We start from the raw sequence: 20499 nt of genomic DNA, 5'->3' as shown, positions 1-20499 counted from the left end.
TTGGAGAACTTACAACTTTGGGATTTTAGACTTATAGACTTTGTTGACGTTTTTCTCGTTGCCATCCTACTCTATTACATCTACAAACTTGTAAAAGGTACTGTTGCCATCAATATTTTTATTGGTATACTTATTATCTATTTTGCATGGCGCTTAACAGATTACCTCCAAATGCATATGCTTTACAGCATCTTTGATGGCTTTATGAAGGTTGGTATTATTGCGCTTATTGTAGTCTTTCAGCCCGAAATTCGAAAATTTTTATTACTCGTAGGATCCACAAATATTGGTGGCAAAAAAGGCATTTTCAAGAATTTTAAATTCCTTAAAAATGACGACCAAACCACAACAGATGTAGATGCCATAATTAACGCTTGCAATAAAATGGGTGCCACAAATACTGGCGCACTTATAGTTATTGAGCGCAATAACAATCTGGATTTTCTCACAAATACTGGAGATGAAATGAATATTTTAGTCTCGCAACCTATCATAGAAAGCATCTTTTTTAAGAATAGCCCTTTGCACGATGGTGCTATTATTATTGACAATAATGTTGTAAAGGCAACACGTGTTATTCTTCCTGTAAATAATGAAAAAAACATTCCTGAACGTTTTGGCCTAAGACATAGAGCTGCTGTAGGTATTACTGAAAAAACAGACGCCTTGGCTATTGCAGTAAGTGAAGAAACTGGGCAAATTTCCTATTTTAAAAGTGGGGAGTTTGTTATGTTTAAAGACACGGACGATCTTACAAAAAAGATTAAAGAAGACTTAGCTTGATGAATTGCAAAAACTGTAACAAAATCCTAAATGACACTCAAAAATATTGTGATGAGTGCGGAGCAAAGGTTATTCAAAATCGGTTGACTCCGAAAGTGTTGGCTATACAGGTTAATCAGGAATTTTTATCTTTAGACAACAAGTTTTTAAGAACATTAATTTGTTTGTTTACAACTCCCGAAGATGTTATTGGAGGATTTATAGATGGTACACGCAAAAAGTATATTAATGCCATCACCTATTATGCGATTTCTTTGACTTTACTGGGATTTCAGATGTTTCTTTTAAAACAATTTTTTTCTGAATTTTTAGAACCGCAATTCGAAGCGTTTAAGGAAACTTTTAAAGTGAGTGGTACTGGAAATAACAATCCATTTGCTAATTCTGCAGATTTTTTTAGTAATTCTCAAGGTATATTCTTTTCTGTGTTAATGCCTTTTATTGCTATTGGAACATGGTTAATCTATTTAGATAAAAGAAAATATAACTATACTGAGCATTTGGTTATTAATCTTTACATAACAGCACAAACTATTTTTGTCAATTTTGTTGTTATTACTATTATGGCAGTTTTTAATGTTTTTGATTATCTCATTGCTTCCATAATCATAACTCCTCCATTAATTTTATATGGAGCATATATATTTAAGAGATTGTATAATTTGTCCTATATAAATTCATTAATTAGATATATTGGGGCCTACATCATATATACGATTGTTTTCTCAATCATAATGGTTATTATATTAGTAATCGCAGTAATTTATTTATTTGCAACAGGAAAACTAAATATCTAATTGAATTGCAAAAACTGTCATACCGAACTACAAGAACAAGACGACTATTGTAAAAGTTGTGGTGGCAGAGTGATTAGAAAACGTTTAAACTTTAAAAATCTTTTTGAACATCTTAGCGAAACTTTCTTTAACTACGATAATAAATTATTACGAACTTTTGTACAACTCTTTAAAAATCCTGAAGATGTTATCGTTGGTTATATCAATGGTGTTAGAAAGAAATATATTAACCCAATTAGCTTTTTTGGATTATCGCTGACCCTATCTGGTATTTCTGTATTTATATTGAAAAAATTCTATATTCAGCATTTAGATTTTTCAACATTATTTGAAGGAGTAAAAGCAAGTCAGGATATATTTGACGCTACATCTGGTGGCGCTTTAGAATATAACTCCTTATTTTATTCATTTTTAATACCGCTGTTGGCTTTAATCTCTTGGATTACCTTTTTAGATAAAAAGTACAATTTTACCGAGCATATCATTATTTATCTATACTCCATGTCTTTAATGAGTATTCTTTTGGTATTCGCAGCTCAGATTGCACTTTTAACCATACCAGAGTACTATCTTCTGTTTAGTTTCTGCACATGGCCTTTAATGTTTTTGTATCACAGCTACATGCTTAAAAGAATATTTAAACTATCTACAGGAAACTTAATATTAAAAGCTTTAATTTCTCTAGCCTTATTTATGGTCGCCTATATTATTATATCTATAGCGGTATTCTTTATTATGGTTGCAACTGGTGTGGTAAACCTTGAAGATTTTACCCCCAAGAAATCACCTTAGATAGCTTCAACCTTTAAAAACTGAACTTCGTAGAGGTTTTTATAATAGCCCTCTTTCTTTTTAAGTAAGGACTTGTGCGTACCCATTTCCACGATTTGTCCAGCGTCCATTACGATAATTTTATCGGCTTGCTGAATCGTAGCCAAACGGTGCGCAATAACTATAGAAGTTCTTCCTTTAGTTATAGTATCTGTTGCATCTTGAATTAATTGCTCCGAATAAGAGTCTACAGAAGATGTCGCTTCGTCCAATATTAAAATACTAGGATTGGTGACATAGGCTCTTAAAAACGAAATTAATTGGCGCTGACCAGAAGACAACATAACACCGCGCTCTTTTACATTATAATGATAACCACCAGGAAGCGTAGAAATAAAATCATGTATACCGATGGCTTTTGCAGCTGTTACAACATCTTCTTCCGTTATGTATTCATTGTTAAGTTTAATGTTGTTAAGAATGGTATCCGCAAATAAGAACACATCTTGTAGCACTACCGCTATTTGATTGCGCAAAGAATTTAGCGTCATATTTTTTATATCAATACCATCTATACAAATAGTACCAGAATCAATTTCATAAAAGCGATTCAACAGATTGATTATCGTAGATTTACCAGCACCTGTAGCACCAACAATGGCAACAGTTTCACCAGCTTCAACATTAAAAGATACACCTTTTAGAACTTCTTCATCTTTGATGTAAGAGAAACGCACATTTTTAAATTCAATCTTTCCTTTAAAATGATTCGCTTCTATGGTACCCAGATCATCAATATTAGATTCTGTATCCAATACCTTAAATACTCGATCTGCTGCCACCATACCCATTTGTAAGGTATTAAATTTATTGGCAATTTGGTTTAAAGGCCTAAACAACATGGGAATAAACATGGTAAACGAAATTAAATCTCCCATTGTTGTACCTGAAACTTCCGAAACTACACCAAAACCGCCAACTAAAATAACTAAAGCTAAAGTTACCGAAGACACAAATTCTGCAATCGGAAAGAAAATAGAATTATACCAAACTGTTTTTAACCAACCTTTTTTGTGACGCTCATTTATGGCTTTAAATTTTTTGTACTCAGTGGTTTCACGCGTAAATAATTGTAAGATTTTCATGCCTGTAACACGTTCTTGCACAAAGGAATTTAAGTTAGATACTTCGGTACGTACATCTTCAAAAGCTCGTTTCATATACTTCTGAAAAATCTTAGTGGCAATTATTATTATTGGCATAGTCGCAAAAACAATCAAACCTAATTTTAGGTTTATAAATGCCATAACCATGGCTACAACTAACATCTTTAAAATATCACTGAATATCATAAAAAGCCCTTGACCAAAAATATCTGCAATACGCTCCATATCAGTCACAGCTCTGGTAATAAGAACTCCAACAGACGACTTGTCAAAATAAGTCATCTTAAAATTTAGAATGTGCTTAAATAGTTTTACACGAATATCCTTAACTACAGACTGTCCGAGCCAGCTTGCATAATATATAAAGAGTAGTTGCGAAATAACTTCAAAAACTAATAAAGCAAACATAATAGTAATGTAGAAAACAAAACCATTGTATTCTTTATTAGCGATTTTAACATCAATCGCTTCTTTTAATACATAAGGTCTCATGGCTCCAAAAACTGCAAGTCCGATTACACAAATCAAAGAAATCGCAAAAATATTACGATATGGTTTTATGTATTCCAACAAACGCTTAAAGAGCGAAACATCAAATATTTTCTTTTGTTCTTCTGCCATATTTAGTTTCCGCATGCGCAGAAATCTCTTTTAAAATTAACTTTTTAATCTAAGCGATTCGGGATAAACAACTTCTACCAAGTACAAGCCATGTGCTGGCACCGAAAAACCCGCTCTGCCTCTATCCTTAGATGCTATAATATAACTCATATCTTCTGGCTTTAATTTTCCCAATCCTATATTTACCATTGTGCCAACAATTGCTCTAACCATGTTACGCAAAAACCGATCTGCTGTAATTGTAAATATAAGTTGATTCGTGTTTATAGTCCAAAATACCGTTTTAATATCGCAATTATAAGTCTTTACATCTGTATTACTTTTAGAAAAGCATTGAAAATCCTTATACTTAAATAAGATTTTACATGCTTCGTTCATGGCATCAACGTTTAAAGGTAATTGCACTTGATAAGCAAAATCATAGTCAAACACATTTTTGGAAGTCGAAATTTTATAATGATAAGTTCGACTTGTAGCATTAAATCTAGCATGTGCGTTGGGCTGTACTTCAAAAATATTGAGAATGGCAATATCTTTTGGCAAATAAGAATTTAGCCTATAAACTAAATCCTTTGAGTTAAACGTTTCTGCAAAATCAAAATGTGCAAACATTTGCGAAGCATGTACACCTGCATCTGTTCTACCTGCCCCAACCACGGTTATTCCAGTTTTCAAAATTGTACTTAATGCTTTTTCCAACACTTCTTGTACAGAAATAGCATTAGGTTGAATTTGCCAACCGTGATAGGCTTTACCATTATATGAAAACTCAATGAAAAATCGCAATAGAAATCTTACTTTTGTGAAAGCACAAAGATAACGGTTTTAGTTACTAAAGAAATGCTAAATTATAAAGATGAAAATTTCCGATTTATCGTAGGGGTATTAAATTAAATAGTACAAAGTAAATATTATAAAAAGTCCAAAAAAGGTATATTTTTAAAAGCTTTCGGACGTTTTTTGTTTTTTCGCTATTAAAAACAAATTGTACAATAACTACCGTTTTTATACCATTACACTTCCTTTTTCTAAACAACAAATATACACTAACCTTAAACAACTACAATTCTTGCTTTAAAACCGCTTAAAAATTACTATTACAAGCATTCAAAGTAGTGCAATAATAACTGTGCTATAATGGCAAAATTACTAAAGAACAATTAAACAGATTTTTACTAAAAAATCATAGGATGGACAATAGGATGGACAATAGGATGGACAAAAACCGAAATTTTAAGCTTACAGTATCGGTTATAGTTACTTAAAAAGTAATTTAAATGAACTTAATTTAAATTAACACATAGGGATAATGCATTTAAATTTATGGTCACAAATAAATCAAAATGCTGTTTTTTAATAAGTTACATTTTCAGTAGGCTTTTATATTATGAAAGTTTAATGTACTTTTTTAACATTCTAATGTTTTTTTCATAGAAAATGTGCGGAAAAACCGTAAATATTTTTAGTTATAATAACTTAATTTAGTCAAATAGTTTTACTAAAGCAGTGGTGTATTAATTGCAAGATTTGGTTAAATGGTTGTAATATTGTAGATTAGCAACCAATAATTGGCTTCCCAAAAGCCTAAAACCCAAATCTATGAAACCTACAATTACCCGCGCATGGGTGTTTTGCGCATTATTCGCACTGTCGTTAAGTAATGATTTAATCATTGATATTAATGGCCAAAAAATCACAAAAATTGACAAGACAAAAATTAAAAGACCAGGAAACGGTATCTCCTAGTCAATTCAATTTTTTAAAGTCAAGTTTTTTAGGAACTGTTTTAGTAATCTTATCTGGTATAGTCTTATACACAGATAAGATTATTGGTTTTTTAGATATAAATTTTTCACTACCCTCGAGATATGACTCCTATGATTTTGAAACTTTGATCTGGTCAATTTCTGTAACTGTATCTCCATTGTTACTTATCATTGCAGCACATTTAAAAACAAAACTGATTGCGTATGTAGTACCCTTGTACTCATACACTTTACAGTTATGGTTTATTATTTATGACTTGAATATTGTAGATAAACAATACACTTATTTTTATGCTCTTGGAACTTGTATTCTAATAATCTTTGTATGGACTGCTTACAATAAAAAAGAAAAAGAATCTATAACTAGAGAAATCGAAAAAAAGAAAAGAGTACTATCTGAAAATGAATTATAAAAATCAAAAAATATTGCTAGTAGCTAGCGAGAACGCCTATAAAGAAGGAGCTTTAACAAAGGTCCAATTTTTAAAAATAATTCAGGACATTGAAGATAACTTAATTAAAGCAGATCGTACATTGCTTGAAGCTGATATCAATGAGATCTTGAACAATTACGCTAATACATAAACTAGTGCTCTTTAAAATTTTCTGACTTCTCCTCATTTATTATCTCCTCTCTTATTCTTTTAATATTATCTTTAATGAATTGTCGATCCAAGAGACCTAAAATCTTTTCCTGATTACTGAGTATCAAATCTAATTTACCATTATCAAAACCAAATATTTCCTTTAAAAGATTCAATTTGAAAGTGTCATCATTTATGGAATGAGCCAACTTTAACTTTTTATTATCACTTTTTTCGTTTAAGCTCAAAGATTCATCGTTGAAATTTCTATCAATGCTAAAATCATCGTTGTAATTATCAGTAAGTTTGAAATCTTTGTAGGTGTTTAGAAACTTTTCTAAAGTAGCGGTATTTATACTAGTACCTTTTTTTAAAGCTTTGGATAAAGTTCCGTTAGACACGCCAATAGAGCGCTCAACAGCACTTGCGGTAAGTTGATTATTATCAATATAGGTTTTAATTTTAGAAACTATTCCATCCATAAATTAGAAATATATCTCATAAAGTTTGCTTTTTTAGAAAACTTTCTATTATATTTGTTCAAATTCTTGAACTAATGTACACAAAAAAATTTATCCCACTTACGGAAACCCAGATTAAAATGGTAAATGCAAGTGGTCTGGCTAAAAAGTTTGAATGCTCTCATTCCTACGTGTCAAGGATATTAAAATCAGAATCTGACCCAGAAAACGATAAAGCTCAAAATATTCTTAAAGCAGCTCGAGAAATAATTGAGTATTACGAATCAATCAATGTGGAACAATAGTCCTGTGTACGAAAACTATCTAAATACGATTTGTGTTGATCAGGATGTGTTCTACAATCACCTCTCAATTTTAAGTTATAGCAACTTTCAAAAATGGGTACAAAGAGGAAAGCTTAACCGAATCCGGACAAAAGGACGTGGTAGATCCGGTCTAATAGAATTCGCTAGCATACCCGAAGATCTAAAAAACGTCATTATTAGATCCTTTGGTAACCCTTATCTAAAAGACGATCGCGAAACCTTTACAAATCAGATCACCACAGACTATAAAGCAATTGATTTTTACAAAACCTATACCTACGAAGACGGCCGAGGCATCCCAAACAAAAAACAAGCCCAATACATCTGCGAAGCCGAAATACTAAACCTTTACAACGAGATACTGATTAACTACGATCATAAGATCAAACAGCGTCGAAAAAAATCAAAGAAAGGCGACCTTAAGAAAAAATTGACTAACATCATTAAAGACCTTAAGTCTGAATGCTACCCAAATACCAAAACTAAAAAATATCCTCACAAATTACCTACTAACGTGCGTGCGCTAGAGCGTAAGGCAAATGGTTTTAAAGAAGAGGGTTACGAGTTCCTGGTACATAAGAACGCAAACAACAAAGCAGCTCAAAAAATCAAAGGCGATATTGCCAAGTGGCTCATAGCTCAATACTCAATGCCTAATAAAATTGTGGTACCGGTACTTCACATGCTCTACAATAAGGAAGCCCAAAAGCGCGACTGGCCAGAACTATCAGAATCCGCTATCTACAAATGGCTATACGAACCAGAACAGGAGAAGCTGTGGATGATATCCAGAGATGGCATTGAAACTTACAGAAACAAATACGGTCACAAGCTCGTAAGGGACAAAGACCAATGGTTCCCAAATGCATATTGGGCTATAGATGGATCCAAAATCGATTGGATGCACTACTACGACAATCAACTCGGTGCAGCTGCTAAGTTTAAGATAGATCCGGTCATAGATGTTTACTCAGAGAAGATCATCGGCTGGTCCTTCAGCGAAACTGAAAACCATATCGACCATTTTAATGCTATTAAAATGGCGTTTAACAACGCTCAAACAAGGCCATATTTATTCACTTACGATGGTCAGTCTGGTCATACCTCAACTAGAATGCAGGAGCTATATGGTAAAATGGTAGCTAAAAAGGGAGGTGTTCATTACCAACATGCGGCTTATGAGCATAGCTCACCAGCTGAAGGTATTTTCAACCGCCTACAACAGCAGGTTATTAACTCATGGTGGTTCAGTGATAAGCAATCCATTAAAGTCCGTACCGATAACAATAAGCCTAATATGGACTTCATTTTGTCAAATCTTGACAAACTACCAACCAAGCAAGAACTAATTAAGGCTTGGGAACTCTGTGTCCAGGAATGGAACGAAGCCAAGCATGCTAAATACAACAAAAGCAGAAACGAGGTTTACCAAGAGGAGCAATTAATGAAGGAGGATGTGAGCTACCTCGATATGATCGATATGTTCTGGGTGTACACTTCAGATACCATTACCTACAGAGCCGATGGCATACGTGTTGAAATTGCAAAGCAAAAACACCACTTCGAGGTTTACAATGTCAATGGTGATATAGACCTAAGGTTTAGAGAGCGCTGGGTCAATAAAAAGTTCTTTGTAAAGTACGATCCAGACAACCTAGACAATTACGTCAGCCTTTATCTAAAGCTACCTAACGGAGATAAGCAGTACGTCGCCGATGCCCAACAGGTAAGAAAACAACAGCAGCTTCCGGTACTTCAGCAAGAAGGTGACAAAGCCCAATGGAAAAAAGATTATGACGTCCGTAAAACCGAGGAAGCTGAAGCCAAGCGCAAAATTCAACAGATACAAAAAGAAACTGGTATTACTCCAGAACAATTGATAAAGGATCAGGAACTCAAAATAAAGTTTGGTGGCAAACTACCAAAACAACAGCGCAGTGAAGCCGAGGCCGAGTCCTTTTATAACAGAATGTAAAATGAGAGACTTAGAGTACAAATTAGAGAAAATAGCTATTGAACATATCAATCTACCTCCTTATTTCAGGGATACTAGAATTTTTATTCAAGAGTGTAATCCATATATAAATGAAATGCAGATGGCTCTGGTATCATATATAGCTTCAAGGAAATTAGGTGAAGAGGAAGTTTTATTCTATCCGAAACGTCAGAGCTTTTGGGATTATATACTATTTAGAAAGCCAAAGCCCTTTAAAGTAAAAGTATCTGCTAAAGACATTTTGAGAGATGTCCCTGAGCTTCCTAGAAGTCATGATGTTATCAGATTGTATGAAATAGAGAAAATAAATATTGTAGAACCTTAATTAATTCAAAATGCAAAACGAAAACAAAATCGCCATAGCCAACGAGCTCTCGATTCTATGTCAAAAAACAAGCCAGAGTCATATGGCTAAACTTCTCGAAGTCTCTACTGCCATTGTGAGTCAGATTATCAATAACAACTGGAACCTGATCAGTAATGAAATGTGGCGCATTATCCAAAAGCGTTTGTTCTTGGATTTTGAATGGAAAACGGTTGCAATAGAGAACTTTAAACTCATAACCCACTTCCTCAACACGTCAAAAAAACAAGGCATTAGCATAGCGATATCCGATACGGCTGGTAAAAGTAAAAGTGAAACCTTCAAAGCGTATTGGAAAAGCAATATCAATAGCACCATCTATCTGCAGTGCAAAACCTCATGGACCAAAAAGTCTTATTTAAAAGCACTTTTAGTGGCTTCGGGTCTTGATAGCTATGGAAAGACTGAAGAACTACTGGCTCGGTTTTTAAAACACCTTATGTCGCTTGAAAATCCATTAGTGATATTGGACCAGGCCGACAAACTTAAGGACCCACAATTAGACCTTTTTATGGATTTCTACAATGACCTAAATGGCCATTGCGGATTTATGATCTCAGGTGTCAAAGCCTTAGAGAAACGCATCCTTAAAGGTGTGCACCGCCAAAAAATTGGCTACGAGGAATTTTACAGCCGTATCGGTAGAAAGTTCATAGAGCTAGACCATATCACATTCAAAGATGTAAAGCTGATATGCAACGCCAATGGTGTGGATGATGACGATGAGATACAATACATCTTTAATAATTGCGAGGATGATTTGAGGCGTGTACGCAGGGACATAGACATTTACAAACTAAAACAAACCGCCTAAAGCCCTCAACATTGGCCAAACTAAAAAAAGCAATTTCGGTAGATCAACTACTAAAAACAAAGTTCATTGAAATACCTCTAACAGGTCGATTTAGAGAATTATTGGGAAGACCAGAACAGGGGGGCACTTGGTTTATTAAAGGAAAATCCGGTCAGGGTAAAACCACCTTAATACTGCAGCTTATAAAAGAGCTCAGCAAGTTCGGGAAAGTGTATTACAATTCACTCGAGGAAGGTGCCAGGCTTTCTATGCAAGATGCGGTTAAGGAACAGAACCTTACCGAGTCCGAAAAAAAGAACATCAACTTTTTGCACCGGGAACCTATTGAAGATATGCGCGTAAGGTTAAAGCGCTCACGTGGCGTCAGATTCTGTGTGATAGACTCTATACAGTATGCCTTTATGAGCCTTCAGAATTATAAAGCGCTTCAGTCTGAAAACCCATTGATTGTATTCATTATCAACAGCCATGTACAAGGTAAAAATCCCGTAGGATCCTTGGCACGGCATATCGAATACGATGCCGACATCAAAATCGATGTCGAAGGCTTTAAGGCCTTTTCTAAAAGTCGCGCTTCTAGAGGTAAGTTAACCAAGCCCTACGTCATTTGGCATCAAGGTGCTGAGGATTACTGGAACGATTTAAAACTATAAGAAATGAAACACGAATTAACAACTTTACTGCAATGCACGTCCCATCAACTGGAGATGCTCACCATAATGCATTATCAATATTGGTGCGAGATGTATTCTAAGGACGATTTAGAGCTTCAAAAGCTAATGGCAAACAATGCCCTATTCAATTGGTGGTTGTTTGAGTACAAGAAGCTGCAAGAATCCTTTTTGGATATGGCAGAACCTTTTCATTCCGTGGCTTCAAAACGAGAAATGGAGCGCATCTATAAAATCGAGACCATAAAGATTAAAAGACTGTATCCATTAACCCTGTTAAGGGCATCAAAAAGCAAGACCAATAATATCATCGGAAATCCACAGATAAATTAATGACCAGAGCCATTTACATAAAGCATTTGCTAAACATACTAAGTTACGACACGCTAATAGACCTACTTACAATTGCAGACCGCTATTGGTTGCATAGACAGATCATTATCAATTATGGTAACCCGGAAGCTCCAGCATTGGTCAACGAGACGCCTTACGGCCATATTCTTAATATCAGCAATATGATAAAGGAAAGAAATTGGAAACGGCCATTATTGAGGTACAATAGCTACAGGGAATTAGAAGAAAGTGAAGATCATGGTAGAACATGGAAACCATTTGATGTGGTAAAGTATATAACAAAAACAATTGAAAATGACAATACTAAAATCATTCAAAGATACAGTTAAACAGACCTTTCCAAAGAGTGTGCCACATGGCCTCGTCGATGGTGATGGTAACATAGAAAGCGCAACCGTATTTGTGCACAAAGTGATTACGGCAGACGATTGCCTATCGATACAGAACATAGCTGCAGACTACGAAATGGATTTCTCCATAAAGTCAACTGGAGCCACTCACGGATTAGTAATAGAATTTAATAAATAATAGATATGAAAAACACAGCAACTTACCACACCTCAAGGGATAAAGAATGGATTGACGAAAGCGGAGTATCAATTCCCTACAACAGAACCACAAAGGCAGAACGTTTGCATGAGCGTTCCTCAGCAAGGATTTTAAAAAGTGCCATTAGCCTTAACAAAAAGTTGTCAGAGTTTAAGAATTTGATTCGTAAGCTGTCTGATGAGGCTTACAAGGTCTTTATGAAAGAAAAAAACTCAAAGACAAAAACCAAGGGCAATTTCACTTGGTATAACTTCGACCGTAGTATTAAGATAGAGGTGTCCATAAGTGAGCCTATTCGTTTTGATGATCTCACCATCGAGGCGGCAAAGTCAAAATTTGATGAGTTCCTGGATCAGAATATAGAATCGAAAAATGACTTTGTAAAAGAGATGATCACCGATGCTTTTGAGACGCAGCGATCAGGCAAAATGGATGTAAAGCAGGTGATGAACCTTAGCCGTTACGAATCTAAGATAAACGATCCTTTGTTTAGTGAAGCGGTTGCATTGATAAATCAAGCGGTCAGAAAACCAAAGAGCAAAACTTACTTTAGGGTATGGCAAAAGGATGAGCATGGCGAATATCAGAATGTGGATTTAAACCTTTCAAGTATATAATTATGTGTGTACAAATCCAACAACCCAACGAGCGCCAAATATTGGTTAACGAAAAACTGGTACAGAAAGATATTGACGGCAACTGGATTGCCAAGATAGAACTGACCACTACCGAATACGAAGCTTTTAATAAGCATGTAAAAGCACTAAGTCGGGAGGATGCAACGAATAACAAAAAGCCGTAGTCACGGTTGATGCGCCTTGAATGTAACTGGCAGTTGACCTCCCGAGCCTTTGGAAAGCAGGTACAAATAATCAACTGTCAATTTATTAAGCGGACGTTGCACGAAGCCATAAACCATCAATGCAGGGAAAGACACAACAGGCTGGGAAGCCAGCCTGTTTTTAACCCAAAACCCAAATCTTATGTCATTACAAGTCCTACAGATTATTAATCTGGTAGTTATTGCTATAGCCTTTATAATACTCAGCGTACTACTCTCAAAACCACGAAAATGAAACACGTATTATCCACTTCAGGCCAGCGTAAAAGCCTCTACAGGCTTTTTGGCTACTGCAAGGACACCGAAGCCATGCACGTTGGTGAAATGACCAACGGCAGCGCAAAAACCGCCAAGGAACTCACCATGCATCAAGCCGATCAGCTCAAAAAGAAACTGGTGACCAATTGGGCCAAATTCAACATCGGTAACCAACAGCATAATTACATCTTAAGCCTTATGCGTCAACTGGGATGGACCATACCAAACGATAAGCACGGTGAGGTTGCAGATATGGCCAGACTCAGCAATTTTTTAAAGTCTAAAAAAAGTCCAGTGCCAAAACCACTTCAGCAAATGGACACTAAAGAGACCAGTAAGCTTATCAGCTGTTTAGAATCAATGATAACCAAAAAATACAAATAATATGTTGGACAACTTATTTCTGACCTTGGGCATAGTAATAATAGTATTGGTCATCTTATCAATGATATTTTCTGCGACAAAAAGCATCGTCGATCAGGAACCGGACATGTATTGTCCGCACCATACCAAGGTCGATGTGGTAGTAGATTATACATGCACATGCGAAATGATAGAGACTTGGTGTTTAGATTGTAACACAAAACTCATTGAAAGGATAGACTGTTGATAATGGACTGGCAGGCTAAGCATAGTGAGAACACCTACTTTATTAACCTCTATCTAGAGTTTATGCAGCACTCATCTTTGCCGTACCACCAAGCGCTAAATCTAATGTCAGAAGTAACAAGGCTAAACCATCAGAACAGCTTTATAGAGAACATGAGCATTGAGGATTACAAAAACACCGAAATAGTAACCATTTATCAAGAATCGAAATTATGATTATTCCAAAAATAGAATTGAATATAACGGCTAATGAGCTAAAAGAAGCTTATGCTTCATTGGACTTCGATATGCCAGAGATACCATACGCAGGTGAAAAAAATCGAAAGATGAAATCGCTTTACAGTTTACTTGAAAGCATTAGAATTAAGCTCGCTAAAAAAGTATTGTCGCACAAGGACAAAAAGAAGCATTTTAAGCTTTCCTTGGAATTTTATGAAGCTGACTGCATGCACAAAACCATGATGGTTTTAAAGTTACCGCACTATGCACAGAGCTTCTTTGAAAAATTAGACCAAAAACTAGCATAATGGCACTCGAGACCACATATACGGTAGTTTCAAAAAGTGGAGGTCAGCTCTTCTTTAAATTCGATTTAAACGGCTATTTAATAGAGTTTAAATACAGTGGCAGGGAATTGACCAAAAAAGCAGCAAAATACGTCCACAGCGTAATTATTAAGCTAGAAAAGGACATGGACTTCTTCAATAACAAAAAAGGTTTTGAGATCACCAAAGGCGAACCCGATCTCAGCTTCGGGGTCTTCTGGAACGAGTACGACGATAAGATGAAAAAAAAGGTATGTCAGGACCTTTGGAAAAAGCTGAAGGATGACGATAGGTATAATGCTATTGCCTTTATACCAAAACTAAAGAGCCGTTACCGGGTCAAAAATTTATCAACCCCATTACCGGATACCTACCTACGCCAAAAACGATGGTTGGATTAAAAATGAATATTAATTAAAACTATATTATCATGAAACTAAGACTAGTTGAAAGAACAACAGGAAGAGATCACAACACATTCCCAAAAGTGTCTGTAACCTCAAAAGGAACGATTTATATCAACTCAAAAGCAGTTGAATTAATGGATGCTAAAAAAGAACCTAGAGTAAGTATTTTTCAAGACGAAGAGGACTCTCAAAAATGGTTTATACACCTTAGCGAGCATGGTTACATAAAACTGAAAATTAAAGACCCTAAAAAGGACAGTAGCGCTCAACTGTATATGTCAGATATAGCTAAGAAAATAACAGAAAGTTTCCATCATCTTGGCACTAAATCATTAAAGTTCAAATTGCTTGAATCCATAGAATACGAAAGTAAAAAATACTATCCTTTAGAGGTGATTAAGGAATCTATAGAAATGGAAATACCTGACCCTAATGGCAGATTATAATTAATTGATATATGCCAAAAATCATAAAACAATTTGAGCTAGATGTTACACCTGAACGGTTTTTAAATGCTTGTTCACCAGAAGAGCTCTATGAGGTAGAATTGCTAATTACAAGTCCAAGATTTACAAATAAGATTAACCAAGGGCAAAAACAATTAGATCAATGAGCCAAACTAAAAAACAATCTTTAAAGGAAGCCGTCACCAATACGGCAGTAGGTTTTGTAATAAGCTATTTGAGTACTTTTGCCATATTCCCATTGGTGGGCTTTCATAGCAATCCAAGCAAGAACCTGGTCATTACCATCTACTTTACCATTATCTCCATTCTTAGGAGCTATGTGATCCGTAGATGGTTCAATAATAAAGTTCAAAGTATAAGAAATTAAGCACCTGGTTTTTATGAACAATGATAAATTTAAAAACACGCAATACAAAAAGATCATATCTTCAAAACCAAAATTAGTTTTTGGCGATTACAGGCATACAAAAACAAAAGTAAAAGGAATTAAGGTAACAAGTTATTTGTAATAATTTAAAACAAAAGAAAATGCCAAATCATATACAAAATAGATTAAGAGTAATCGGCTCAAAAAGTGAAATAAAGAAAGTACTTGATTCATTAAAAGCTAAGGATGACGACAATAATGAAATAGAAATTGATTTTAACAAGATAATACCAATGCCAAAGGGATTAGATGTTCATGCACATTCTGGTATAAAGATGTGGGTTGAAATATGTACAGGTCAATTAGATTTTAATTGCTTATTCAAGCCACTAGATAAGTCGCCTTCAGAACTTTTTAAAGAAAGAAATTACTCGGCTCTTTCCACTAGAATGGCTGCATCAACCGCTATGGATCATCTTACAGCAAAACGTGAAGGAAATGTAAAAGACTTATCTGATGATGAATTTGAGATTTTCGTTCAATGCTTGAGAAATGTCAGAAATCATGGTGATACAAGTTGGTTTGAATGGTCTAAAAAAAACTGGGGCACTAAATGGAATGCTTATGGTTTGAATGATGAACGAAATACAGAAGATACAATTTACTTTCAAACAGCATGGAACGGAGTTCCCAATTTAATTTTATTGTTGAGCAAAAAATTTCCAGACGTAAAGTTTGACTATAAGTACGCTGATGAAGATACTGGATCTAATTGTGGGCTTGGAATTTTTGAAAATGGAAATCATGATTTTAGAGAACCGGATAATCTAAGTAATGAGTGTTATGAGATTGCTTTTGAATTGAATCCAGACGCTGAAAAATATTACCATTTAGTTAATGGAAAATATCAGTACATAGACGAGGAAGAATAGTATAAAATTAGTGTAAAATTTAGAAACTATGAGTAAACAACAAATTGAATATTTAATCCAAAACAAGTTTAGCCATGAATTAAGTGAAGCTTTTATCGCTCAATACCTTTCTGAAATGGCTGAAGATGAATGGGAGTTGATAAGTGTTGAAGTTAGATACGCAATTGACAACCCAACAGAAGTAAATCGTCGCAAGTTTTACTTTAAACGAAAACTGTAGATTTTGAAAAAAGTAGCAAGAACAATATGGCTTTTCATTTTTAAACTCGCAGAACGAATGGATAAGATTTTAAACAAACTGTAGCAAAAATGGGCGGAGAATTTAGTTTATTAATAAGCTTTGATGACAGGCCAAAAGATTTTGTTCATGGGGTTGAGTTCGGAATGATATGGGAGAGATTAAAGCAGGGTGAAGAAGAAGTTACAAACGGAGGGTTTCCCGTAAGGTTGCAAAACCAAGAATTGATATATAGAGCCTGTGAGCATTTTGGATATCAAGCCCATTTTAAACAGTGTTGGGTTTCAGGTTGGGTTGATTTTATCGCAATAAAAAAACAAGAGGATTATGGCATATTTGAATGAAGTTTTTAAAGGGCAAACCTACACTATTGATGGGGAAGAATTTAAGATTACAGAGATTAGAGCTACAAATGTGGTTTCTAGCAGTGATTATGTAATAGCAGTGACATTTCAAAATGAAAATAAAACCTTCGATACTAATATAGAAAAAGTGATAAAAGGTGATGATTATAAACTTATCAGTTAGTTGTTTTAATTTTTTAAATTTACATTATGAAAACATCATTATTAACATTAGCATTGCTCGTTATGGGCTTTGCACAAGCTCAGGATTTACAAACCATTTACAAGGATAAGATAAAATCTAGATCGACTACAGAAGTTCTAAAAGAAGGTTTGTCTCAAATAGAAGATCTATGCGCAATAGAGCCTCAGGAAAAATGCAATAAAGCCAAGGCATCTGCACTTTATCTTATTGCAGATGACTATTACAATGCAGCACTTCAGGTAGCTATGGTAGAACTAGAACTTTCTGTTCCTATATTAAAAAAGGCTGTTAATTACTACAACGAAGCTGAAGCCTTAAAACCAATAGATGAGTTTTCTGCAAGCGATAGATTTTTGTTGAGCTCAGGTAAAAAGAACTTTGAGGAATTTACAGATGTAAAACTGCTTTTGGAAAATTAAAACCTTAGTGTTTAATTTGTACCATGGCTGCTAAAACAAAGACCAATGAATTCTACGAAGCAATCCGATCAGAACATGAGCGTCTTATCAATGTCACAGAATATGGTGTACAGAAGTTTTCTGATGCTTGGATAAAGCATAAGCTTGCAAAAAAATTCTTCAGGGAAGTCAGAACCATTGAGGATATAATATTTTATAGAGTATGAGAAAATACAATTCAATAGATGAAGTAATAAACTTATTTGATGATGGAATGAATAGGTATCAAACAGAGCAAGTTTTTAGAAAAGTTGTAGATGCAATATACATGGGAGAAGATCCAATAAATCTTTTAGATCAAACAACAAAGATAATCAAGAACCAAACTGAATCAATCAAAGATATAATTGAAAGGGCTACCTTTCCTATTATCGTTAAAAAAGATAAACTGGGCTAGGCCCGACTAATTAATGTAGCTAAGCCCGAATTACGACAAGACGTATTCGGGCTTTTTATTACACTTCAATCTCGTAAGGATCGTCAGAGTGCTCAACATCAATCTCCTCGAGCTCGTGATCAGTATATTGCTTTATGGCCGAGTAATCCATTAAGATACACTCATAGCTTATTCGATAAAGATTACCAGCGTTACCAGTATCCATTGGTGCAAAACCCAGACGCCTCATACTACTGTAATTTTCACCTTTAGAGCCATGCAGTAACTTGTATATCTCATCCATAAGGTCAATAAACTCCAACGCGCTTTCCTGGTTAACGGCATCCTTATAGGTGTCGGCAAAGGTCTCATAATACAGATACACATCCACTTGTGCTTTAACGTTCTGTACCTTTTGGCCAACATCATCCGTGGTCAATGTACGGTAACTCAAAAATACTGCAGGTGTTGCAAAAGGATGTTCCTCTGTTAAAAAATTAACCTGGTTGTGCCAAAGGTCTACCCAGTTGATAGCGGCAATGCCATCACTAATAAGTTCAGCATGTTCTAAATAAAGATCTTTCCAATTCTGCATGGTTTAAATAGGCTTTTAAAGACGTTTAAATCGTGTTAAAATTTCATTGATTACGTGGGCATCCCATTGCTTATCAAAGCTAGGTGAATCACCCATAAATTGACGCTTATCCATTTTTATAGTAAAACGTTCCTTTTTGGTAAGTGCCATCCACTTCCATTTCTTATCTCCAGTGGCTTTGAACATGGCCCAAAAGAACTTTCTGGAACGTTTTGTTACAGGAATGTTTAATATACCACCAGAGTTATGTATTTCAGCATAAGGAGCATCAGCTTCAAAAACCACTTGCTCTACAGAGCTGCTGGATACGTTGATGCTATTAAATAGATAGTTGGTAACGCGCAACAAGTTGTAGGTACTGCTTTGTTTTCTGGTTTCCCAAGATTCATAAGCAGCACCATGCCAACCTTCATCATAGAAGTTTTGGTGTATAAAATCCATACCCATTATTTCGGCATCCATCTGTAGATCAACTTTTAGTTGTTCTGCCATACCTAAAAAATCGGGTATCTGGTTAATTTGGCTCATATTTTGTTATATTTGCATTGTGACGAAGTTCGCGATAATATCAAGAATGTGCATCACAGCAAAGCAACCGCAAGGTTGCTTTTGTTATTTACGCTTTATGCGTTCAATCGCTTTTTTGTCTTTTGAAATAATGATGACTTCTTTTATTGAAGGAAAGCGATCCGTTCTGCTCAGTTGTTTACTTACAACCTTTTTAACTTCAGTTATTGAGTTTTCATTATCCATTAAATCAATCACCACCACTTCACTACCTTGTCTTACGGCTTTTCTAAATACGTTTCTTAAATTTAAGCCCTTGGGAGCTTTTCGCTCAGAAATCTTTTTACCTATTAAATATTCCGGGTTTTTGGTGTTCTTTATAACGCTGCCGTCAATATGAGGTCTTATTTTTACCGTCATGCCCTTATCGGCCAAAGCTTTTGCAACTTGGTAATTATCAAACAAATCTCTTGGATCCACAAAGTCACTTACAAAGACCTTACCTCCACTATTGGAAGTATATTTGGCACGGCCATAGCCTGCCTGAAGTTTAAAACTCTCAAGAGCCACGTTTACGGCATCCTTGTCCTTTTTTGGCATAACATAGTAAGGATGCGCTTTATCGTTGAACACAACACCTGTTTTACCCACGTTTACACTAAACTCAGGCTTCATAAAGTCTAGCTTTAGTTTAGTATCCGAAACTGATGCATCGGTTTGCTGTACATAGCAACGACATCTCCAATCGTTAGGTGGGTAAATTCGATCCCAAATCTTGTCATCGATAGCTGCTGTAAATCCATCTAGCGTTCTATGATCATCACGCACGTGTTCGTCACCCACCGTTTTATACCTTAAGTTAGGATACCTCGATTTGTTACGTTGAAATTGCTGCCATTTAGCGGCCATTTGTGCTGAAGCTTTAGCGGTTTGGTATTCTGCCTGCAGGTAATTGAGATTATAGGCTGGATGTTTGTCCAAGACTAATTTCTTAAAGTCATTAAACGAACGCTCTTTACCGTCTTCATCAACGAGATAAGTATTGAATTTTTGAAGCTCTTGATATGTTTTTGCAGCTGAGAACCTGTAGATGTTTTGCTTCAGCTGTTGAACCGTTTTGGTATTCGTTTTGTCCATTTTAGAAAATCTGGTACCATAACCTTCAGCCAATGCAGAATTGAGCTCACCGTAAGTGGTTTTTAGAAGTTCCTCGCTGAGATCAGTTGGTTTTATTTTACCATTATGAAGGTCTTTAGCAACACGCTCTATGATCTTGTTCCATTTTGTAAGAGAAAGCGCAAAAGGTGCAGCATTATCAGAACCGCAA

34 protein-coding genes are annotated in these 20499 nt (G+C 35.2%); 27 read left to right on the top strand and 7 right to left on the bottom strand.

Features of this window, described 5'->3' with window-relative positions:
• The 3 genes from cdaA to KCG49_RS04300 are packed head-to-tail and all read left to right on the top strand — an operon-like array spanning position 1 to position 2372.
• Positions 1–783, top strand: a complete 783-nt coding sequence (gene cdaA / locus KCG49_RS04310) for a diadenylate cyclase CdaA (RefSeq protein ID WP_218544972.1) — start codon at positions 1–3, stop codon at positions 781–783.
• Positions 783–1580: a DUF3667 domain-containing protein gene (locus KCG49_RS04305; RefSeq protein ID WP_218544971.1), complete on the top strand. Its 798-nt coding sequence runs from the start codon at positions 783–785 to the stop codon at positions 1578–1580. Before cdaA ends, KCG49_RS04305 begins: the two co-directional genes overlap by 1 nt.
• Entirely contained in the window at positions 1581–2372 is a 792-nt protein-coding gene (locus tag KCG49_RS04300) for a DUF3667 domain-containing protein (RefSeq protein ID WP_218544970.1), read from the top strand.
• Here KCG49_RS04300 and KCG49_RS04295 read toward each other — a convergent pair.
• The 3 genes from KCG49_RS04295 to KCG49_RS04285 all read right to left on the bottom strand — a co-directional run bounded on the left by KCG49_RS04295 (position 2369) and on the right by KCG49_RS04285 (position 5811).
• Entirely contained in the window at positions 2369–4138 is a 1770-nt protein-coding gene (locus KCG49_RS04295) for an ABC transporter ATP-binding protein (RefSeq protein ID WP_218544969.1), read from the bottom strand. The two genes, KCG49_RS04300 and KCG49_RS04295, sit on opposite strands and share 4 nt — an antisense overlap.
• Before the next feature lie 36 nt (positions 4139–4174).
• On the bottom strand, positions 4175–4924 hold the full coding sequence (gene truA, locus KCG49_RS04290; RefSeq protein WP_218544968.1) for a tRNA pseudouridine(38-40) synthase TruA: 750 nt from the start codon (positions 4922–4924) through the stop codon (positions 4175–4177).
• A 728-nt stretch (positions 4925–5652) separates the two neighbouring features.
• Positions 5653–5811 (bottom strand): hypothetical protein, encoded by a 159-nt coding sequence (locus tag KCG49_RS04285; RefSeq protein ID WP_218544967.1) that lies wholly within the window; start codon positions 5809–5811, stop codon positions 5653–5655.
• Positions 5812–5819: 8 nt separating this feature from the next.
• On the opposite strand from KCG49_RS04285, the gene KCG49_RS04280 reads away from it, so the two are divergent.
• A complete protein-coding gene (locus tag KCG49_RS04280; protein WP_218544966.1) occupies positions 5820–6317 on the top strand; it encodes a hypothetical protein in 498 nt (165 codons plus the stop codon).
• A 173-nt stretch (positions 6318–6490) separates the two neighbouring features.
• On the opposite strand, the gene KCG49_RS04275 is transcribed toward KCG49_RS04280, so the two are convergent.
• Entirely contained in the window at positions 6491–6970 is a 480-nt protein-coding gene (locus tag KCG49_RS04275; protein WP_218544965.1) for a hypothetical protein, read from the bottom strand.
• Positions 6971–7044: 74 nt separating this feature from the next.
• On the opposite strand from KCG49_RS04275, the gene KCG49_RS04270 reads away from it, so the two are divergent.
• The 23 genes from KCG49_RS04270 to KCG49_RS04160 all read left to right on the top strand — a co-directional run bounded on the left by KCG49_RS04270 (position 7045) and on the right by KCG49_RS04160 (position 18091).
• The gene (locus tag KCG49_RS04270; protein WP_218544964.1) at positions 7045–7254 is read left to right on the top strand and encodes a hypothetical protein; all 210 of its coding nucleotides are present in this window, start codon (positions 7045–7047) and stop codon (positions 7252–7254) included.
• Positions 7220–9250 carry a hypothetical protein gene (locus KCG49_RS04265; RefSeq protein ID WP_218544963.1) on the top strand — a complete coding sequence of 677 codons (2031 nt, stop codon included), beginning with the start codon at positions 7220–7222 and terminating at the stop codon, positions 9248–9250. The genes KCG49_RS04270 and KCG49_RS04265 overlap by 35 nt, the downstream gene beginning before the upstream one ends.
• A 1-nt stretch (position 9251) precedes the next feature.
• A complete protein-coding gene (locus tag KCG49_RS04260) occupies positions 9252–9596 on the top strand; it encodes a hypothetical protein (protein WP_218544962.1) in 345 nt (114 codons plus the stop codon).
• Between the two features lie 82 nt (positions 9597–9678).
• Positions 9679–10449: an AAA family ATPase gene (locus KCG49_RS04255; protein WP_218544961.1), complete on the top strand. Its 771-nt coding sequence runs from the start codon at positions 9679–9681 to the stop codon at positions 10447–10449.
• Positions 10450–10460: 11 nt separating this feature from the next.
• Entirely contained in the window at positions 10461–11102 is a 642-nt protein-coding gene (locus KCG49_RS04250) for a DNA repair protein RadA family protein (RefSeq protein ID WP_218544960.1), read from the top strand.
• A gap of 3 nt (positions 11103–11105) precedes the next feature.
• Positions 11106–11453, top strand: a complete 348-nt coding sequence (locus KCG49_RS04245) for a hypothetical protein (RefSeq protein WP_218544959.1) — start codon at positions 11106–11108, stop codon at positions 11451–11453.
• Entirely contained in the window at positions 11453–11803 is a 351-nt protein-coding gene (locus KCG49_RS04240) for a hypothetical protein (protein ID WP_218544958.1), read from the top strand. The genes KCG49_RS04245 and KCG49_RS04240 overlap by 1 nt, the downstream gene beginning before the upstream one ends.
• Positions 11769–12002 (top strand): hypothetical protein, encoded by a 234-nt coding sequence (locus KCG49_RS04235; protein ID WP_218544957.1) that lies wholly within the window; start codon positions 11769–11771, stop codon positions 12000–12002. The genes KCG49_RS04240 and KCG49_RS04235 overlap by 35 nt, the downstream gene beginning before the upstream one ends.
• A 5-nt stretch (positions 12003–12007) precedes the next feature.
• Entirely contained in the window at positions 12008–12640 is a 633-nt protein-coding gene (locus KCG49_RS04230) for a DUF3164 family protein (protein WP_218544956.1), read from the top strand.
• A 2-nt stretch (positions 12641–12642) separates the two neighbouring features.
• The gene (locus tag KCG49_RS04225; RefSeq protein ID WP_218544955.1) at positions 12643–12825 is read left to right on the top strand and encodes a hypothetical protein; all 183 of its coding nucleotides are present in this window, start codon (positions 12643–12645) and stop codon (positions 12823–12825) included.
• A gap of 270 nt (positions 12826–13095) precedes the next feature.
• On the top strand, positions 13096–13506 hold the full coding sequence (locus KCG49_RS04220) for a hypothetical protein (RefSeq protein ID WP_218544954.1): 411 nt from the start codon (positions 13096–13098) through the stop codon (positions 13504–13506).
• 437 nt (positions 13507–13943) lie between these two features.
• A complete protein-coding gene (locus tag KCG49_RS04215; RefSeq protein ID WP_218544953.1) occupies positions 13944–14258 on the top strand; it encodes a hypothetical protein in 315 nt (104 codons plus the stop codon).
• Positions 14258–14677 (top strand): LvrA C-terminal domain-related protein, encoded by a 420-nt coding sequence (locus tag KCG49_RS04210; RefSeq protein WP_218544952.1) that lies wholly within the window; start codon positions 14258–14260, stop codon positions 14675–14677. Before KCG49_RS04215 ends, KCG49_RS04210 begins: the two co-directional genes overlap by 1 nt.
• Before the next feature lie 29 nt (positions 14678–14706).
• Positions 14707–15129: a hypothetical protein gene (locus KCG49_RS04205; protein WP_218544951.1), complete on the top strand. Its 423-nt coding sequence runs from the start codon at positions 14707–14709 to the stop codon at positions 15127–15129.
• Between the two features lie 11 nt (positions 15130–15140).
• Positions 15141–15296, top strand: a complete 156-nt coding sequence (locus tag KCG49_RS04200; RefSeq protein WP_218544950.1) for a hypothetical protein — start codon at positions 15141–15143, stop codon at positions 15294–15296.
• The gene (locus tag KCG49_RS04195) at positions 15293–15517 is read left to right on the top strand and encodes a DUF7220 family protein (RefSeq protein ID WP_218544949.1); all 225 of its coding nucleotides are present in this window, start codon (positions 15293–15295) and stop codon (positions 15515–15517) included. The genes KCG49_RS04200 and KCG49_RS04195 overlap by 4 nt, the downstream gene beginning before the upstream one ends.
• Before the next feature lie 161 nt (positions 15518–15678).
• Positions 15679–16449 carry a DUF1281 family ferredoxin-like fold protein gene (locus tag KCG49_RS04190; RefSeq protein WP_218544948.1) on the top strand — a complete coding sequence of 257 codons (771 nt, stop codon included), beginning with the start codon at positions 15679–15681 and terminating at the stop codon, positions 16447–16449.
• 28 nt (positions 16450–16477) lie between these two features.
• The gene (locus KCG49_RS04185) at positions 16478–16669 is read left to right on the top strand and encodes a hypothetical protein (protein WP_218544947.1); all 192 of its coding nucleotides are present in this window, start codon (positions 16478–16480) and stop codon (positions 16667–16669) included.
• Positions 16670–16758: 89 nt separating this feature from the next.
• Positions 16759–17031, top strand: a complete 273-nt coding sequence (locus KCG49_RS04180) for a hypothetical protein (protein WP_218544946.1) — start codon at positions 16759–16761, stop codon at positions 17029–17031.
• Positions 17015–17215, top strand: coding sequence for a hypothetical protein (locus KCG49_RS04175; protein WP_218544945.1), 201 nt, complete (start codon positions 17015–17017; stop codon positions 17213–17215). Before KCG49_RS04180 ends, KCG49_RS04175 begins: the two co-directional genes overlap by 17 nt.
• A 26-nt stretch (positions 17216–17241) precedes the next feature.
• Complete coding sequence (locus tag KCG49_RS04170) at positions 17242–17655, top strand: hypothetical protein (protein WP_218544944.1); 414 nt, start codon at positions 17242–17244, stop codon at positions 17653–17655.
• Between the two features lie 23 nt (positions 17656–17678).
• Positions 17679–17861, top strand: coding sequence for a hypothetical protein (locus KCG49_RS04165; RefSeq protein ID WP_218544943.1), 183 nt, complete (start codon positions 17679–17681; stop codon positions 17859–17861).
• Positions 17858–18091, top strand: a complete 234-nt coding sequence (locus KCG49_RS04160) for a hypothetical protein (RefSeq protein WP_218544942.1) — start codon at positions 17858–17860, stop codon at positions 18089–18091. Before KCG49_RS04165 ends, KCG49_RS04160 begins: the two co-directional genes overlap by 4 nt.
• 58 nt (positions 18092–18149) lie before the next feature.
• On the opposite strand, the gene KCG49_RS04155 is transcribed toward KCG49_RS04160, so the two are convergent.
• From KCG49_RS04155 to KCG49_RS04145, 3 genes are all read right to left on the bottom strand, one after another.
• Entirely contained in the window at positions 18150–18665 is a 516-nt protein-coding gene (locus tag KCG49_RS04155; protein WP_218544941.1) for a hypothetical protein, read from the bottom strand.
• Positions 18666–18680: 15 nt separating this feature from the next.
• A complete protein-coding gene (locus KCG49_RS04150; protein ID WP_218544940.1) occupies positions 18681–19193 on the bottom strand; it encodes a hypothetical protein in 513 nt (170 codons plus the stop codon).
• Positions 19194–19277: 84 nt separating this feature from the next.
• Positions 19278–20309, bottom strand: a complete 1032-nt coding sequence (locus tag KCG49_RS04145) for a phage minor head protein (RefSeq protein ID WP_218544939.1) — start codon at positions 20307–20309, stop codon at positions 19278–19280.
• Positions 20310–20499 lie beyond the last annotated feature (190 nt).

It is taken from the genome of Winogradskyella luteola (assembly GCF_019203985.1).
GTDB classification, from domain to species: Bacteria; Bacteroidota; Bacteroidia; order Flavobacteriales; family Flavobacteriaceae; genus Winogradskyella; species Winogradskyella luteola.
The sequence above is the reverse complement of the archived record's forward strand: the minus strand, read 5'-3'. Positions and strand labels throughout refer to the sequence as shown.

What these genes read in the sequence shown, in the direction of transcription:
- KCG49_RS04235 (WP_218544957.1), top strand. Translation starts at nt 11,769, where the DNA reads ATGACAATACTAAAATCATTCAAAGATACAGTTAAACAGACCTTTCCA.
- KCG49_RS04275 (WP_218544965.1), bottom strand. Translation starts at nt 6,970, where the DNA reads ATGGATGGAATAGTTTCTAAAATTAAAACCTATATTGATAATAATCAA.
- KCG49_RS04200 (WP_218544950.1), top strand. Translation starts at nt 15,141, where the DNA reads ATGCCAAAAATCATAAAACAATTTGAGCTAGATGTTACACCTGAACGG.
- KCG49_RS04295 (WP_218544969.1), bottom strand. Translation starts at nt 4,138, where the DNA reads ATGGCAGAAGAACAAAAGAAAATATTTGATGTTTCGCTCTTTAAGCGT.
- KCG49_RS04155 (WP_218544941.1), bottom strand. Translation starts at nt 18,665, where the DNA reads ATGCAGAATTGGAAAGATCTTTATTTAGAACATGCTGAACTTATTAGT.
- KCG49_RS04160 (WP_218544942.1), top strand. Translation starts at nt 17,858, where the DNA reads ATGAGAAAATACAATTCAATAGATGAAGTAATAAACTTATTTGATGAT.
- KCG49_RS04220 (WP_218544954.1), top strand. Translation starts at nt 13,096, where the DNA reads ATGAAACACGTATTATCCACTTCAGGCCAGCGTAAAAGCCTCTACAGG.
- KCG49_RS04245 (WP_218544959.1), top strand. Translation starts at nt 11,106, where the DNA reads ATGAAACACGAATTAACAACTTTACTGCAATGCACGTCCCATCAACTG.
- KCG49_RS04205 (WP_218544951.1), top strand. Translation starts at nt 14,707, where the DNA reads ATGAAACTAAGACTAGTTGAAAGAACAACAGGAAGAGATCACAACACA.
- KCG49_RS04210 (WP_218544952.1), top strand. Translation starts at nt 14,258, where the DNA reads ATGGCACTCGAGACCACATATACGGTAGTTTCAAAAAGTGGAGGTCAG.
- KCG49_RS04175 (WP_218544945.1), top strand. Translation starts at nt 17,015, where the DNA reads ATGGCATATTTGAATGAAGTTTTTAAAGGGCAAACCTACACTATTGAT.
- KCG49_RS04150 (WP_218544940.1), bottom strand. Translation starts at nt 19,193, where the DNA reads ATGAGCCAAATTAACCAGATACCCGATTTTTTAGGTATGGCAGAACAA.
- KCG49_RS04230 (WP_218544956.1), top strand. Translation starts at nt 12,008, where the DNA reads ATGAAAAACACAGCAACTTACCACACCTCAAGGGATAAAGAATGGATT.
- KCG49_RS04145 (WP_218544939.1), bottom strand. Translation starts at nt 20,309, where the DNA reads ATGGACAAAACGAATACCAAAACGGTTCAACAGCTGAAGCAAAACATC.
- KCG49_RS04255 (WP_218544961.1), top strand. Translation starts at nt 9,679, where the DNA reads ATGGCTAAACTTCTCGAAGTCTCTACTGCCATTGTGAGTCAGATTATC.
- KCG49_RS04225 (WP_218544955.1), top strand. Translation starts at nt 12,643, where the DNA reads ATGTGTGTACAAATCCAACAACCCAACGAGCGCCAAATATTGGTTAAC.
- KCG49_RS04215 (WP_218544953.1), top strand. Translation starts at nt 13,944, where the DNA reads ATGATTATTCCAAAAATAGAATTGAATATAACGGCTAATGAGCTAAAA.
- KCG49_RS04190 (WP_218544948.1), top strand. Translation starts at nt 15,679, where the DNA reads ATGCCAAATCATATACAAAATAGATTAAGAGTAATCGGCTCAAAAAGT.
- KCG49_RS04180 (WP_218544946.1), top strand. Translation starts at nt 16,759, where the DNA reads ATGGGCGGAGAATTTAGTTTATTAATAAGCTTTGATGACAGGCCAAAA.
- KCG49_RS04280 (WP_218544966.1), top strand. Translation starts at nt 5,820, where the DNA reads ATGGCCAAAAAATCACAAAAATTGACAAGACAAAAATTAAAAGACCAG.
- KCG49_RS04270 (WP_218544964.1), top strand. Translation starts at nt 7,045, where the DNA reads ATGTACACAAAAAAATTTATCCCACTTACGGAAACCCAGATTAAAATG.
- KCG49_RS04260 (WP_218544962.1), top strand. Translation starts at nt 9,252, where the DNA reads ATGAGAGACTTAGAGTACAAATTAGAGAAAATAGCTATTGAACATATC.
- KCG49_RS04195 (WP_218544949.1), top strand. Translation starts at nt 15,293, where the DNA reads ATGAGCCAAACTAAAAAACAATCTTTAAAGGAAGCCGTCACCAATACG.
- KCG49_RS04240 (WP_218544958.1), top strand. Translation starts at nt 11,453, where the DNA reads ATGACCAGAGCCATTTACATAAAGCATTTGCTAAACATACTAAGTTAC.
- KCG49_RS04285 (WP_218544967.1), bottom strand. Translation starts at nt 5,811, where the DNA reads ATGATTAAATCATTACTTAACGACAGTGCGAATAATGCGCAAAACACC.
- KCG49_RS04165 (WP_218544943.1), top strand. Translation starts at nt 17,679, where the DNA reads ATGGCTGCTAAAACAAAGACCAATGAATTCTACGAAGCAATCCGATCA.
- KCG49_RS04170 (WP_218544944.1), top strand. Translation starts at nt 17,242, where the DNA reads ATGAAAACATCATTATTAACATTAGCATTGCTCGTTATGGGCTTTGCA.
- KCG49_RS04305 (WP_218544971.1), top strand. Translation starts at nt 783, where the DNA reads ATGAATTGCAAAAACTGTAACAAAATCCTAAATGACACTCAAAAATAT.
- KCG49_RS04185 (WP_218544947.1), top strand. Translation starts at nt 16,478, where the DNA reads ATGAGTAAACAACAAATTGAATATTTAATCCAAAACAAGTTTAGCCAT.